Source organism: Cryobacterium sp. PH31-L1 (genome assembly GCF_030063145.1).
In the GTDB taxonomy this organism is placed as follows: domain Bacteria; phylum Actinomycetota; class Actinomycetes; order Actinomycetales; family Microbacteriaceae; genus Cryobacterium.
In genome coordinates this window covers 315,481-329,226 of sequence record NZ_JASISM010000001.1, presented here as the reverse complement: position 1 = coordinate 329,226, position 13,746 = coordinate 315,481, and the positions used below count along the sequence as shown (strand labels likewise).

Annotated in this window: 12 protein-coding genes and 1 riboswitch; of the genes, 6 read left to right on the top strand and 6 right to left on the bottom strand. The window is 67.1% G+C overall.

All coding sequences use genetic code 11. The annotated features are described in order from the left end of the window. Positions 1-166: 166 nt before the first annotated feature. Positions 167-1,672 carry an APC family permease gene (locus tag QMF22_RS01605; protein ID WP_283449693.1) on the top strand — a complete coding sequence of 502 codons (1,506 nt, stop codon included), beginning with the start codon at positions 167-169 and terminating at the stop codon, positions 1,670-1,672. A 67-nt stretch (positions 1,673-1,739) separates the two neighbouring features. Here QMF22_RS01605 and QMF22_RS01600 read toward each other — a convergent pair whose 3' ends face one another. Continuing rightward, the gene (locus tag QMF22_RS01600) at positions 1,740-2,681 is read right to left on the bottom strand and encodes a DMT family transporter (RefSeq protein WP_283449691.1); all 942 of its coding nucleotides are present in this window, start codon (positions 2,679-2,681) and stop codon (positions 1,740-1,742) included. Between the two features lie 167 nt (positions 2,682-2,848). Here QMF22_RS01600 and QMF22_RS01595 point away from each other — a divergent pair, with 167 nt between their 5' ends. Further along, complete coding sequence (locus tag QMF22_RS01595) at positions 2,849-3,745, top strand: LysR family transcriptional regulator (RefSeq protein WP_283449689.1); 897 nt, start codon at positions 2,849-2,851, stop codon at positions 3,743-3,745. Here the strand turns inward: QMF22_RS01595 and QMF22_RS01590 are convergent. Beyond that, positions 3,742-4,686, bottom strand: coding sequence for an aldose 1-epimerase family protein (locus tag QMF22_RS01590; protein WP_283449687.1), 945 nt, complete (start codon positions 4,684-4,686; stop codon positions 3,742-3,744). The two genes, QMF22_RS01595 and QMF22_RS01590, sit on opposite strands and share 4 nt — an antisense overlap. Before the next feature lie 126 nt (positions 4,687-4,812). On the opposite strand from QMF22_RS01590, the gene QMF22_RS01585 reads away from it, so the two are divergent. After that, complete coding sequence (locus tag QMF22_RS01585; RefSeq protein ID WP_283449685.1) at positions 4,813-5,355, top strand: gamma carbonic anhydrase family protein; 543 nt, start codon at positions 4,813-4,815, stop codon at positions 5,353-5,355. Between the two features lie 123 nt (positions 5,356-5,478). On the opposite strand, the gene QMF22_RS01580 is transcribed toward QMF22_RS01585, so the two are convergent. Beyond that, entirely contained in the window at positions 5,479-6,363 is an 885-nt protein-coding gene (locus tag QMF22_RS01580; protein WP_283449683.1) for a bifunctional methylenetetrahydrofolate dehydrogenase/methenyltetrahydrofolate cyclohydrolase, read from the bottom strand. Between the two features lie 269 nt (positions 6,364-6,632). Further along, the gene (gene glyA, locus QMF22_RS01575) at positions 6,633-7,925 is read right to left on the bottom strand and encodes a serine hydroxymethyltransferase (protein ID WP_283449681.1); all 1,293 of its coding nucleotides are present in this window, start codon (positions 7,923-7,925) and stop codon (positions 6,633-6,635) included. A gap of 22 nt (positions 7,926-7,947) precedes the next feature. Then, positions 7,948-8,036, bottom strand: a riboswitch (ZMP/ZTP riboswitch). Positions 8,037-8,228: 192 nt separating this feature from the next. Here glyA and QMF22_RS01570 point away from each other — a divergent pair. Together QMF22_RS01570 and QMF22_RS01565 are read left to right on the top strand one after the other, a co-directional pair. After that, a complete protein-coding gene (locus QMF22_RS01570; RefSeq protein ID WP_283449679.1) occupies positions 8,229-9,416 on the top strand; it encodes an LLM class flavin-dependent oxidoreductase in 1,188 nt (395 codons plus the stop codon). Between the two features lies 1 nt (position 9,417). Further along, on the top strand, positions 9,418-10,077 hold the full coding sequence (locus tag QMF22_RS01565) for an FMN reductase (RefSeq protein WP_283449677.1): 660 nt from the start codon (positions 9,418-9,420) through the stop codon (positions 10,075-10,077). A 94-nt stretch (positions 10,078-10,171) separates the two neighbouring features. Here QMF22_RS01565 and QMF22_RS01560 read toward each other — a convergent pair whose 3' ends face one another. Together QMF22_RS01560 and QMF22_RS01555 are read right to left on the bottom strand one after the other, a co-directional pair. Next, the gene (locus QMF22_RS01560; RefSeq protein ID WP_283449675.1) at positions 10,172-10,600 is read right to left on the bottom strand and encodes a PKD domain-containing protein; all 429 of its coding nucleotides are present in this window, start codon (positions 10,598-10,600) and stop codon (positions 10,172-10,174) included. 431 nt (positions 10,601-11,031) lie between these two features. Beyond that, positions 11,032-11,634 carry a hypothetical protein gene (locus tag QMF22_RS01555; protein ID WP_283449673.1) on the bottom strand — a complete coding sequence of 201 codons (603 nt, stop codon included), beginning with the start codon at positions 11,632-11,634 and terminating at the stop codon, positions 11,032-11,034. Between the two features lie 327 nt (positions 11,635-11,961). On the opposite strand from QMF22_RS01555, the gene QMF22_RS01550 reads away from it, so the two are divergent. Then, positions 11,962-13,587 carry a DUF222 domain-containing protein gene (locus QMF22_RS01550; RefSeq protein WP_283449671.1) on the top strand — a complete coding sequence of 542 codons (1,626 nt, stop codon included), beginning with the start codon at positions 11,962-11,964 and terminating at the stop codon, positions 13,585-13,587. Positions 13,588-13,746: the final 159 nt, after the last annotated feature.

Here is a 13,746-nt window from a genome sequence, read left to right as displayed (position 1 = left end):
CGCCTCCACGGCAAGCAACCGTCACAGCATGCGCAATTCGACAACTGCGGTGCCGCAAATGGCAAACGGTTTGGCCCAGAGATTGCCACGCTGATAGCCACAGGTGAAGCGGATGCAGCGTGCATCCGTTTTGCGCAGCCGACCTCTTACTCAACGAGGAGTAGCCATGACCCAGACCAAACCCGACCAGTCGACAGCACCGGAAACGGCCCTGCACAAGGGCCGGCTCGGCGTTCTCGGAATCGTCTTCTTTGTGGTCGCGGCCGCTGCTCCCCTCGTGGGCATGACCGGCGCGGTGCCCGTGGCGATCGTGCTCGGCAACGGTGCGGCAGCCCCCGGCGCCTACGTTGTTGTCGGACTCACGCTGCTGGTGTTCAGCGTCGGCTACGCCGCGATGAGCCAGCGCGTCACCAACGCCGGAGCGTTCTTCGCCTACATCGGCCGGGGCCTGGGGCGCCACCTCGGCACCGCATCGGCGTTCGTGTCGATTCTCGCCTACCTCGCCGTGCAGCTGGCCATCTACGGATTCTTCGGCGCCCTCATGGCCGGCCAAGTGGGCGTGCTCCCCTGGTGGGCCTGGTCGCTCATCTCCTGGGGCATCGTGACCCTGCTTTCCTTGCTCAGCGTCGACGTGGGCGCCAAGGTGCTCGGCGTGCTCATGCTGCTTGAACTGACCGCGCTCGTGGTTACCGCTGTCGCCATTCTGATCGACGGCGGGCCGGAAGGCATCAACTTCTGGGCCTCGTTCAACCCCGCCGCCATCGTTGCCGGCGGTCTGGCCGGCTCGGCCGGAATCGCCTTCGCGTTCGCCTTCGCCTCCTTCATCGGATTCGAAGCCACGGCCATCTACGGCGAAGAATCCAAGGATCCGAAGACCGTCGTTCCCCGCGCCACCTACCTCGCCGTCGTCGTCATCACTGTTCTGTTCGGCCTGACCGCCTTCGCCATGGTGACCGGCATGGGCGCGTCGACCGTGGTCGAGAAGACCGTCGAACTCTCGACGGTGGCCGGCGTTCCCCTGGCCGACCCGGCCGCAGTCCTGTTCGCACTCGCGACCCAATACGTGGGCCCGTGGATGGCGACGCTCATGAGCATCCTGGTGCTGTCGAGCCTGTTCGCCGGACTCCTCGCCTTTCAGAACGCGGCCAGCCGCTACCTGTTCGCGCTAGGTCGCGGCGGCGCACTGCCGGGGCCGCTCAGCAAGGTCAACGGCCGCGGAGCGCCGAGCACGGCATCGTTGGTCACCTCGGTGATCACCGGCATCGTGCTCGTGGTGTTCGCGGTGTTCCAGCTCGACCCGGTGCTGAACCTGTTCTACTGGTTCAGCGGCCTCTCGGTGATCGCCATCGTGCTCATTGAGATTCTGGTGAGCATCGCGATCATCGTCTACTTCCACCGCAACAAGGGCACCGAGAACATCTTCCAGACGGTGATCGCTCCCGTGCTCGCCACGTTCGGACTGCTGCTCGGCGAGTATCTGCTGATGAGCCACTTCGGACTGCTCGCCGGCACCGTGGCCGACGGCGTAGATCCGACCACCACGTCGTGGGGCCTCAGCACCATCGGCTGGGTCCTCGTGGCCCTGCCGTTCGCGTTGCTGCTCGGCGGCTACATCTTCTCGCGGCTGGGTAACCACGAAAACGACGACCTGGTGCGGGACGTACTGTCGTAGCTGCGGCATCCTCTTGGTGAGTGCCTGCGGCCGTCGGGCCGCGGGCACTCGTTGAGGGAACGGATGTCTACCCCTGGCTCAAACGGTGGCCCGCCTCGATGCGCTGGCCCCAAAACGTACCCACGATGATGAACGCGGCGCCGGAGGCGCCGATCAGGCCGAGGGTTTCGCTGCCGAGCGACACCCCCACGAGCACCGCCCAGATCGGCTCGGTGCCCATGAGCAGGCTGGCTCGGGCCGCCGAGGTTCGGCGAATCGCCCACATCTGCGCGAGGAACGCGAACACGCTGCAGGCCAGGCCGAGGTAGAGCACGCCGATCCACGCGGCTGGGCTGAACGTCGTGACGGCCGAGACGAGGCCAGGAAAATCGAACGCGGTAAAGACCGTCGCCCCGACCAGCGCCTGCAACAGAGTCAGGGTGATGGTGCTGTCGCTGCGGCCGCGCATGAGGTGGCCCATCATGGTCACGTGCACGGAGCGCACGAGTGCTGCCGCGAGAATGAGCAGGTCGCCCACGTTCGGCTGCGCGAATCCGTTGCCGGAGACGAGCAGGGCCACCCCGACGACCGCGAGCACCGCGGCCACGAAGAACGGGCGCGGCAGCCAGCGGCGGACCGCGACCGACTCGAGCACCGGGGTCATGATGATCGTGAGGCTGATGATGAGCCCCGCATTCGTGGCGGAGGTGAACGCCACGCCCTGCGTCTCGAGCCAGAGGATGCTCGCCTGGGTGGCCCCGAGCAGCAAGCCCACCCCGAGCGCCCGCCGCGACGGAAGACCTTCGCGCCGCACGACCCAGACGATCACGAGGGCCAGCGCCGCCACCAGAAACCGCAGGGCCAGCACGGCCGAGACACTGGCCTGCTCGGTGAGCACCTTCGCGCTCAGGTAACTGCCACCCCAGACCAAGGCCACGAGCAGCAGCACGAGGTCGACGCGGTAGCGGCCGAGGGTGCGCGGCAGCACGGACCCGCGGTCAAGCGGAGAGCGCGTCGGCGTGGTCGTCATCGAGCGGCTTTCAGCTGCGACCGGGCCACGACAGCGACCAACCCGTGTTTGAAAGCGCCTGAAGTGGCGAAGAACTGGATCCGTGTGGTGGTCATGAAGTAATGGTGCGCGGCAGCATCCGTTAAGTCTAGACACCACTTTGTGAACGGATGCTTTAGCCTGAACTTATGGAATTGCGTCAGCTCGCCGTGCTGCGGGAGCTCGGCGAGCGCGGAAGCGTCGCCGCGGTGGCCCGGGCGCTGCAAGTCTCGTCGTCGGCGGTGTCCCAGCAGCTCAGTGCCCTCGAGCGCCGCGCCGGCGTCACACTCACCGAGAAACACGGGCGGGTGCTCCGGCTGACTCCGGCTGGCGTGGCCCTGGCGAGCGCCGCCGCCGACGTCTCGACCGCGATGGCCCGGGCCGACGAGGCCGTGGCCCGGTTTCAGAACGACCCCGGCCTGCCGGTGACCGTGAGCGCGTTCCACAGCGCGGGGTTGGCCTGGTTCGGACCGCTGCTGAACCGACTGCACTCGAGTGGCGGCCCGACCGTGGGCTGCGGCGACGAGGATGTACCCCGGGAACGCTTCCCAGCCCTCGTCGCCGACTATGACCTCGTGATTGCGCACCGGGTGCCGCACGATCCGGCCTGGCCGAATTCTGTTGCCGTCACACCACTGCTGTTTGAGCCACTCGATGTGGCCGTGCCGGTCGGGCATCCGCTGGCCGGGCGCGCGTCGCTGTCGGTAGACGACATTCGCGACGAGCGGTGGGTCACCGGGCACATCGGGTTTCCGCTGGCCGAGGCGGTGAACGTGGTCGCCGCGGCCGCCGGCCGGCCGCTGCGCATCGTGCACCGCATCAATGAGTTCTTCGTGGCGACGTCCGTCGTGGCAACCGGGGCGGCAATCGCGCTGCTGCCGCGGTATACGATGGCGCCGCGTCAAGGCGACGGCGTGGTGCTCGTGCCGTTTCGGGGCCTGTCGGTCGGACGGCAGATCGACGTGCTGAGCCGCCCGGAGACGCTCGCCCGGGCATCCGTTCGTCGGGTACTGGCCGAACTGGTCGTCGTGGCCGGGCAGCGTTAGGCCGACAGCTCGAAGCCGGCGTGGCGGATACCCCAGCGCACGACCCATTGCTCCCCCGGCTCCACCCAGTGCAGACCGGCCCCGGAGTTGAACGCATTGGCCGGCGCGGTCATCGGCTCGATCGCGATCGCCAAGCCGCGCACCGGCTCGCCGGCACCCTGCGTGACCGGAAAAATGCGCGGCGTGAAGACCTGCACGTAGCGCATGCTTTCATCACCCCAGAGGGTGAGGGTGCGGCCGTCCGGCGCAGTCAGGGAATGCTCGCCGGCTTCGCCGACAGAGCCAAAGCCGTCGTCGAGGTCGAGCTCGCCGACCAGGGCACCCGCGCGCAGGTCGAAGCGTGTGCCGGCAACCGGGGTTTCACCGGTGGGATTGAGTCGGTCGTCGACGTCGACGTGGGTCGTGGCATCCACGCGCACCGTGAGGTCGCGCGTCGACACATCCCCGATCTTCAGAAACGGATGCGCCCCCACGGCCACCGGCGCGGGCTCCGCTCCCACGTTTCCCACCCGGTGGGTGACCTCGAGCCCGCTGGAAGTGAGCGCGTAGGTCACCTCTGTCTCAAGGTGAAATGGGTAGCCGGACTGAGGAAAGACCGTCGCCGCCAGGGTTACCGTGTCTGTGCTGCGCCATACCTCCCGGTACGGCGCGAAACGCAGCAGCCCGTGGCTGGCGTTCTGCTTGACCGGCTCAGTGAGAGCAAGCTGGCGGGTGATTCCGTTCTGAGTCCATTTACCGTCACGAATGCGATTGGGCCAGGGCACAAGCACAATTCCGGCTGCCATCGGCGGTTGCACTGACTCGTCGAAGGTTTCCACCAGGTCTATGCCATTCACGGAATATACACGCAGCCCGGCTGCGACCTCGGTCACGACCGCGCGAGCGAGCCCGCTCGGGGTCTCGCGGGTCAATTCATACTGGATTCCGGTGGGCGCACGCATCCGTTCAGTGTATTGCGGGCGGGGCCGATCAGGCCCGACGAGATACGGCCCCGACCCGAGCCCTTGCAGGGTCGCGAGACCGAACCGAGCCGAGTGGCGCCATCCGTCGGCAGTAGGCTGACGCGTATGACTGCTGACAGCGCCGCCCGAATCATCGTCCTGCCGAACACGCCGGCTCCAAGTATCGCCGAGACCGCGTTCGTGGCTCCCGGCGCCGTGATCGTGGGCAACGTCACCCTCGCCGACCGGGCCAGCGTCTGGTACAACTCCGTTCTGCGCGCTGAACTCGAGCCGATCTCGATCGGCGCCGGCTCGAACCTGCAGGACAACGTCTCCTGCCACGTCGACACCGACTTTCCGCTCACCCTCGGCACCGGCGTCTCGGTGGGGCACGGCGCCGTGCTGCACGGCTGCACCATCGAGGACAATGTGCTCGTCGGCATGGCCGCGACCATCCTGAACGGTGCCGTCATCGGCGCCGGCTCCCTCGTGGCGGCCGGAGCCGTCGTTCTCGGCGGCACCGTCGTGCCGCCCGGCTCGCTCGTGGCCGGCGTTCCCGCCAAGGTGCGGCGCCCGCTCACCGACGAGGAGATCGACAGTATTCGCCACAACGCCGAGAACTACCTCGAGCACACCGAGCTGCACCGCGCGGCCCTGGCCCAGCAATAGCGCAAGCGCCGAGCGGATGCAGCGTAACTAATGCCGGTAAATTTGCGACACGCCGGGCAAAACCCATGGGGTGACGGCGTGTCGCGAAACTTACCGGCATAGGCTCCCGCCAAGAGGCCGGCGTCAGGCCAGCAGGGTCTGCTCGGCGGCCTTGACCACGTTCGAGAGCAGCATGGCCCGGGTCATCGGGCCGACGCCGCGCGGGTTCGGCGACAGGTGCCCGGCAACCGAGGCCACATCCGGGTGTACGTCGCCGGTCAGTCGGCCCTTGCCGGTGATCGGGTCCGTCACGCGGGTGATTCCCACGTCGAGCACGGCGGCTCCCGCCTTGATCCAGTCGGCCTGGATCAGGTGCGGTACGCCGACGGCGGCCACGACGATGTCGGCGCGGCGCACCTCGCCGGCGAGGTCGACTGTGCGCGAGTGGGTCAGCGTGACGGTCGCGTCGAGGCCCTTGCGGGTGAACAGCAGGCCGAGCGGGCGCCCGACGGTGAGGCCACGGCCGACCACGACGACCTTCTGGCCCACGATCGGCACGTCGTAGCGACGCAGCAGCTCGACGATACCGGCCGGGGTGCACGGCAGCGGTGAGCGCAGTTCGCCCTCGATACCGAGCACGAGCCGCCCGAGGTTGGTCGGGTGCAGCCCGTCGGCATCCTTCGACGGATCGATGAGTTCGAGCATCGCGTTCTCGTTGTGGCCAACCGGCAGCGGCAGCTGGATGATGTAGCCCGTGACTTCGCGGCTGTTGTTGAGGTCTTTGATGGCCGCGCGCACGTCGGCCGACGTGGCCGAGCCGGGCAGGTCGATGCGCAGCGACTCGATGCCGACCTCGGCGCAGTCGCGGTGCTTGCCCGCAACATACGTCTCGGATCCGGGATCATTGCCAACCAGCAGGGTAGCCAGGCCGGGCACGACGCCGTGAGAGCGCAGCGCCGCGATGCGGTCCCGCAACTCGGCCTTGATGTCGGAGGCGGTCTTAACCCCGTTGAGTGTGATTGCCGTCATCATGGTTCCCTACTGTTGTGGTTCTGTTCGGTGCCGTACTTCGGTTCGCTCGTACGGTTTTCTGCTTTCCGGGCCCGGGCCCGGAAAGCGGGCCCATGTTCTAACCTGGGCCCAGTTGCCGGGCCCGGGCCCGGTCAATCGTGCAGAGGGAAAAACGCGCCCCGAAACCGAAAGACAGCGGATGCCGAAGAGAGCAGCCGGCGACATCCAGCTGAGCGAGCGGATGCCGCGGGCCGCAGCCGACCAGCAGGCACCCGCTTGCGAGAGATTTACTGCTGCAGGCCGTCGTACAGCGGGAAGGCCTGCGTGAGCGCGCCGACGCGGGTGCGGAGCGCTGCGATGTCGGCGCCGGGCTTGAGGGCCTCAGCAATGACGTCGGCGACCTCGGTGAACTCGGTGTCGCCGAATCCGCGGGTAGCGAGGGCCGGCGTGCCGATGCGCAGGCCAGAGGTGACCATCGGCGGGCGCGGGTCGAACGGAACCGAGTTGCGGTTCACGGTGATGCCCACCTCGTGCAGGGCATCTTCGGCCTGCTGGCCGTTGATCTCGGAGTGACGCAGATCGGCGAGCACGAGGTGCACGTCGGTTCCGCCGGTGAGCACGTCGATGCCGTGGGCGCGCGAGTCGTCGGCGGTGAGGCGGTCGGCGAGGATACTGGCACCGCGCAGGGTGCGCTCCTGGCGTTCCTTGAACTCGGGCTCGGCGGCGAGCTTGAACGCGGTTGCCTTGGCGGCGATCACGTGCATGAGTGGTCCGCCCTGCTGGCCGGGGAACACGTTGGAGTTGAGCTTCTTGGCCAGGGCCATGTCGCGCGAGAGGATGAACCCAGAGCGCGGGCCGGCGAGGGTCTTGTGCACGGTGCTCGACACGACGTCGGCGTAGGGCACGGGCGAGGGGTGCAGGCCGGCGGCAACGAGTCCGGCGAAGTGGGCCATGTCGACCCAGAGCAGCGCGCCGACCTCGTCGGCGATGGCGCGGAAGGCCTCGAAGTCGAGGTGGCGCGGGTAGGCCGACCAGCCGGCGATGATGACCTTGGGCTTGCTCTCCAGTGCCTTGTCGCGCACGACGTTCATGTCGACGCGGAAGGTCTCCGGGTCGACACCGTAGGCGACCGGGTTGTACAGCTTGCCGGAGAAGTTGAGCTTCATGCCGTGGGTGAGGTGGCCGCCGTGGGCCAGCTCGAGGCCGAGAATCGTGTCGCCGGGGGTGGCGATGGCGGAGAGGACTGCGGCATTGGCGGTGGCACCGGAGTGCGGCTGCACGTTCGCGTAGGCGGCGCCGAACAGCGACTTGGCGCGGTCGATGGCGAGCTGTTCGGCGACGTCGACGTACTCGCAGCCGCCGTAGTAGCGGCGCCCCGGGTAGCCCTCGGCGTACTTGTTGGTGAGCACGGAGCCCTGCGACTGCAGCACGGCGCGCGGAACGAAGTTCTCGCTCGCGATCATTTCGAGGTAGTCGCGCTGGCGGCCGAGCTCTTGGTCGAGCACGGCGGCGATCTCGGGGTCAACGACCGAGAGCGGTTCGTTGAAGGTCGACTTCAAGACGGTGGCGGAATCAGGCACGGAGTTCTCCTTAATATATGGATGTTGCGGCCCAGGCGTGCGGCCACTAACCGTGTCAGTCGCTCCCCGATGGTGACCCATCTTCGTGCTACGCCAGTTGCGACCCGATCAGCATATCAGTGGATGCTCGCGCCCGCCGCCCAAACATCCGCTCGCGCCTCGTGGCACGTGCCAGGAAGCTGACACTGGTTGCAACTACCGCCAGCTTCTCGACCACGTGCCGTGAGAAGGCCGGGAATAGCCGCGCTGGTTCTGCCGTTACGATAGATATACATGCAGACGCATAGAAACTTGGAGGATGGCATGCAGTTCGGAATCTTCACGGTCGGGGACATCACCACCGACCCCACCACGGGCGACGCCCCCACCGAGAACGCCCGGATCAAGGCCATGGTAGCCATCGCGCAGAAGGTCGAGGAGGTCGGCCTCGACGTCTTCGCCACCGGCGAGCACCACAACCCGCCGTTCGTGCCGTCGTCGCCGACCACCTTGCTCGGCTACATCGCAGCCAAGACCGAACGCATCATCCTCTCCACCGCGACCACGCTGATCACGACGAGCGACCCGGTGAAGATCGCCGAGGATTTCGCGATGCTGCAGCACGTCGCCGACGGCCGGGTGGACCTGACCCTGGGCCGCGGGAATACCGGCCCGGTCTACCCGTGGTTCGGCAAGGACATCCGCGAGGGCATCCCGCTCGCGCTGGAGAACTACGCCCTGCTCCGCCGCCTCTGGCGCGAAGACTTCGTTGACTGGGAGGGCCAGTTCCGCACCCCGCTGCAGGGTTTCCAGTCCACCCCGCGTCCCCTCGACGGCGTGCCGCCGTTTGTCTGGCACGGCAGCATCCGCAGCCCCGAAATCGCCGAACAGGCCGCGTACTACGGCGACGGGTTCTTCTCCAACCACATCTTCTGGCCCGCCTCGCACACCGCGAAGATGGTGCAGTACTACCGCCAACGCTTCGAACACTACGGCCATGGCACCGCCGCACAGGCCATTGTCGGGCTCGGCGGCCAGGTGTTCATGGGCAAGAAGTCCCAGGACGCCAAGCGCCACTTCCGGCCCTACTTCGACAACGCCCCGGTCTACGGTAACGGCCCGAGCATGGAGGACTTCACCTCGCAGACGCCGCTCACCGTTGGCAGCCCCCAGGAAGTCATCGACCGCACCCTCGGCTTCAGGGACTACGTCGGCGATTACCAGCGCCAGCTCTGGCTGATGGATCACGCGGGACTGCCGTTGAAGACGGTGCTCGAGCAGCTCGACCTGCTCGGCGAAGAGGTCGTGCCCGTGCTCCGGCAGGAATTCGCCAAGAACCGACCGACCGACGTACCGGATGCCCCCACTCACGACTCCCTGCGCATCGCCGCCCACACTCCGGTTGCCGCTGCAGCAGCTGTGCGTGACGACCTTGACACTGCCGCCGCCATCGCACCGGCCAAGACCGGTGCCGCATTCGGGCTGGCTCGCGCCGGCCGGGACGGGGCCTGAGGTGACTACGCCTGAGCGAACCCTCGCGGTGGTCTCTGCGGGTCTCAGCCAGCCGTCATCCACTCGCCTTCTCGCGGACAAGCTCGCCACGGCGACCGTGGCGCGGCTTGCCGACGAGGGTGCCACGACCCGGGTGGTGACGTACGAGCTGCGCGACTACGCGCAGGATGTGATGAACAACATGCTCACCGGGTTCGCCAGCCCGCGGCTCGAGACAATGATCGAGGCCGTCACAGCGGCCGACGGACTGATCGCCGTCACGCCCATTTTCACAACGAGCTACAGCGGCCTGTTCAAGACGTTCTTCGACGTGATCGACAACCGGTCCCTCACCGACCAGCCGGTTCTGATCGGCGCGACCGCGGGAACGGCCCGGCACTCCCTGGCCCTCGACTACGCGTTGCGTCCGATGTTTACCTACCTGCACGCCGTGGTCGTGCCGACCTCGGTGTTCGCCGCGTCGGAGGACTGGGGCAGCGGCGACGGTAGAGTGGACAGCCGGCTGGCCACGCTGCCGGCCCGCATCGAGAGGGCGGCCGGCGAGCTGACGACTCTGGTAGCCGCGTCGGACCGGTCGAGCCGCGTGCCCGACCCGTTTGAACTACCGGCCGGCTTCAACCCTGCCGGTGTCAGCCCGGCCGGCGTCGGCCGGGCTCGCTAGTCGCGGCGCTGATTATAGATCGGGGCACCCCTACGTAGGCGTGCCCTGAACTTTTTCAAGTGCCGCGAGCCCGGCAACGTCTCAGCGCACGGGGTCAGCAGCCCGGTCCGTGGGGGTTGACGTTGCAGTCTTCGGCGACCAACACGGTGGATTCAGTTGCTGCGACGACGGTGAACGGTGCTGAGGGTACGCTGACGATTCCTTCGACGGGTCGCCAGCCCTGGTCGCCGAAGCTGTACTCGGCGCGGTAGTCGACGGTGAGGGTGACCGAGTAGCTGCCCCTGGCGGCGTAGTCGTGGCTGGTCGGCGTTTTCGCGAATTCGGCGAGGCCGAGAGCGGCCCAGCTGGCCCCGCCGTCAACGGATGCCGCGGTCGTCCCGTCGCCGTAGTCCCACCGGTAGCCGATCGGCGTGAACATGACCTGGGCCGGTTCGCCCAGCAGCAGTCCTTCGCCGATTTGAGCGGATGCCCCGGCCCAGAAGTTCGCGGCCAGCCCGACGATAGCCCAGCCGTTCGGTTCCATGCCGGTAGGGGCAGGGTAGGCCGGGAAATTCTGCAGGTCGGAGACCCTCACAATCGTGGCGGGAGAGCATCCGGCGCACGGGACTGCGGGCGTGTTCTGCTGCGCCAGGGGAAGGAAGGTGCCGTTGCCGCAGGGGATGGTTTCGATGCCGGGCTTCGCCGGGTCGCCGTTCGCGCAAACTCTCGGTGGCGCTGGCGTGCCCGCTGCGCTTCCAGAACCGTGATGCTTTCCAGCGGATTTTCCACCACTCCGCGCGGAGGTGTACCCGGCCACCAGATCCACTCCGTTCCCATGCGCCACACCGTCGGACTCTGGAGGTGGATCGACGGTACTTCCCAGGGGAAACGTTGGGGTCAGTTCGACTACTTCGTGAGCCATTGCTGTTGCGACGCTCACTTGGGAGAACACGGCGGCTAGCAGCGCCACAACAATTAGCAGAAATCTGACCCGGACCATACTTCCGATTTCTCGAGGAGGAGTTGAGTATTCGCGTCGTTCTGGACGAGGGCGACGACGAGTGGATACCGCAACGGTCTGTCTGGTGGTGCAACCGACAGGCCGTCGGCTCCAACGACTTCGCCCTTGGAGACGTCTAGACACATGTACAGGTTGACAGACCCCAAGTTGAGATCTGCTGACTGAACAGACATGGAGTCGAAACTGATATCGCCGACGAGGTGCACACGACGTTCTGCCAATCGATCAAAGGTCGCGATTTCGCCCGGCAGCATGGTTTCTGTAACGAAGGCCGCTATACGATGTGGATCAGCTCCGCCTTCGCGCGAGATCGTGTTGGCCATCCCCTGATACGACACATAGAAGGCGGTCGCGGCCGCCAAGGCCTCGTCGTTCGAGGCGAAGACCGGGGGCGTCGCGGTCGGTACCGTTGTTGCTCCAGCGACGGGCTCGGCCGTGCCGCTGGGCACTGGCACGGTGGCTGCCGAGCATCCGCTCAGCGTGCCGGCGGCGAGGAGTAAGACGACAGCAGTGAGGACCACGTTGTGCAGGTGATGATGACGCGACGGGTTTCGCATGGGGTCAGAGTAGACGGATTGCAACAATCCTGCCGAGACTTTCCACAGGCTGATGCCGAGGTTCCAATCAGGCTATAGGGGCAGCCGGAGTGCGATTGCAGATCTGCCGAAATAGTATTTCGACCGCTCAGGCCCCACTGAACGGGGCAATTCCGCCGTGCGGTGGGCCGCCACGGCCGTTCCCGTCAGCGCCGATTGAGGTGGGATCGCCAGCGACTCATCGGCTTGTCGAGAACATCCATTTAGGTATTCTTTGGCGATTACGCCGGTACAGTGCTTATAAGAGTGACATTTTCTCGTGTCGGTGGTCGGGTGTTGAGTTGAGTCATGAACAACTTGGCGATGGAGCTGGCCCGGGCGGCGAATGCTGTCGCTGCGCTCGGTGGGTCCAGTGCCGAGTTCGCCGGTCTGTCCGATGTGGAGGTGCTCGCTGCGCGGGTGCCGATTGCGGCGTTGTTGCGGCTGGCAAACACGGCGGCCGCGTTGCTGGCGGGCACGATCGCAGAGCGGTCCCGGCCGCATTTGGGGCAGTCCGGTCTGGCGGCTCGGCACGGGTTTGGTACTCCCGCGTTGATGGTGCAGCAGGCCACCGGCCTGAGCCGTATCGAGGCGGGCCGGCTGGTCGCCGTCGGGGTGCTCATGAGCGAAACCGAAACGGCCGAGCGACGCGCGGCCGAGGCCCGCGAGGCCGCGCGGCTCGCGCAGGCCGCCGCCGACGCCGCGGAGGCGGCCGAGGCTGAAGCTGTCCCGCCAGTAGAGCCGGCGCCGCCGGTGGTGGTGCCGTGGCAGGCGCCGATCATGCATGCCGTCGCCGACGGCACCGTCTCACCCGGTGTCGGTGACGCCCTGCTGCGCGGCCTCGGAACGTTGGATCAGGCGATCACCGCGGAGAAGCTCGCCGCCGCCCTGCGGGTGCTGCTGGTGGAGGCGCCTCGACTGAACACCGATCAGGCCTACAAACGCGCCAGGCGCCTGCGCGACGAACTCGACGCGGCGGGCATCCTGGCGCGGGAGAAGCAGGCCCGCGACGACACCATCTGGTCGGTCTGGCGGCGCGCCGATGGCATGGTGACGCTGCATGCGTTGCTGCCGCCGGAGCAGGGCGAGCTGTGGATCGCGACCTACGATGCCCTGACCAGTCCGCGGCGCGGCGGGGTGCGGTTCGTCGACCCGGAGCGGGCGGCGTGGGCGCAGAGCGTGAAAGACGATTTGCGCACCGTCGACCAGATAGCCGCCGACAGTTTCACCCAGTTGCTCAAGCTCGGCACCGACGCCGACCCCAACACCCTGTTCGGCGGACGCCGCCCCGTCGTGCAGATCATCGTCACCGAACCGAGCCGCCCCACCACCGTCCCCGCCCCGAGCACAACCGCTCCGACCGGTCCGGTCGGTACCGCGGATGCCGCGCCCACGACGCCGGCTGAGACCACAGGCGCCACGAAGGCTCCGAAGAACACGCCGGTAACGACGACCACGCAGGCTGTTCAGTCCACCCGCAGTATCGGGCCCGTCGGCTACTTCGAGGGGAACCCGGCCCCGGTCTCGCAAGAGACGATCGACCGACATCTGTGCGACACCGGCTACCTCGGCATCCTGTTCAGCCAGGACGGACAACCCCTGAATGTCGGACGCGACGAACGCCTGTTCAACCGCGACCAACGCCGAGCCCTCGCCGCCCGCGACGGCGGATGCCGCTGGTCCGACTGCGACCGACCACCGTCCTGGTCAGAAGCGCACCACATCGAAAACTGGGCTGACCTCGGACAGTCCAACATCGACCAAGCCATCCTGCTCTGCACCCACCATCACCTGCTGCTGCACAACAGGCACTGGAAGGTCCTCCTCCTGCGCGGTCTGTACTGGCTGCAACCCCCGGTCGAGATCGACCCCGAGCACACCCTCATCACCCTTCCCAGCAAGAACCCCCTCATGCAGGAGCCCCTCCTGCAGTAGGCCCTCTGCCCGGAGGCCCGGCTGCTCTAATCGCCGAAGTAGAACGTCGCCCGCCCGCCCCCGCAGGCCTGGTCGCGCTGAACGATGACGGTCCTTTTTTTGACACTCTCAGCACGGCACGCAGACAGCTGCTCGCAACACGCTCGAGATTCCGGTGCC

What these genes read in the sequence shown, in the direction of transcription:
- QMF22_RS01605 (WP_283449693.1), top strand. Translation starts at nt 167, where the DNA reads ATGACCCAGACCAAACCCGACCAGTCGACAGCACCGGAAACGGCCCTG.
- QMF22_RS01600 (WP_283449691.1), bottom strand. Translation starts at nt 2,681, where the DNA reads ATGACGACCACGCCGACGCGCTCTCCGCTTGACCGCGGGTCCGTGCTG.
- QMF22_RS01595 (WP_283449689.1), top strand. Translation starts at nt 2,849, where the DNA reads ATGGAATTGCGTCAGCTCGCCGTGCTGCGGGAGCTCGGCGAGCGCGGA.
- QMF22_RS01590 (WP_283449687.1), bottom strand. Translation starts at nt 4,686, where the DNA reads ATGCGTGCGCCCACCGGAATCCAGTATGAATTGACCCGCGAGACCCCG.
- QMF22_RS01585 (WP_283449685.1), top strand. Translation starts at nt 4,813, where the DNA reads ATGACTGCTGACAGCGCCGCCCGAATCATCGTCCTGCCGAACACGCCG.
- QMF22_RS01580 (WP_283449683.1), bottom strand. Translation starts at nt 6,363, where the DNA reads ATGACGGCAATCACACTCAACGGGGTTAAGACCGCCTCCGACATCAAG.
- QMF22_RS01570 (WP_283449679.1), top strand. Translation starts at nt 8,229, where the DNA reads ATGCAGTTCGGAATCTTCACGGTCGGGGACATCACCACCGACCCCACC.
- QMF22_RS01560 (WP_283449675.1), bottom strand. Translation starts at nt 10,600, where the DNA reads ATGGAACCGAACGGCTGGGCTATCGTCGGGCTGGCCGCGAACTTCTGG.
- QMF22_RS01555 (WP_283449673.1), bottom strand. Translation starts at nt 11,634, where the DNA reads ATGCGAAACCCGTCGCGTCATCATCACCTGCACAACGTGGTCCTCACT.
- QMF22_RS01550 (WP_283449671.1), top strand. Translation starts at nt 11,962, where the DNA reads ATGAACAACTTGGCGATGGAGCTGGCCCGGGCGGCGAATGCTGTCGCT.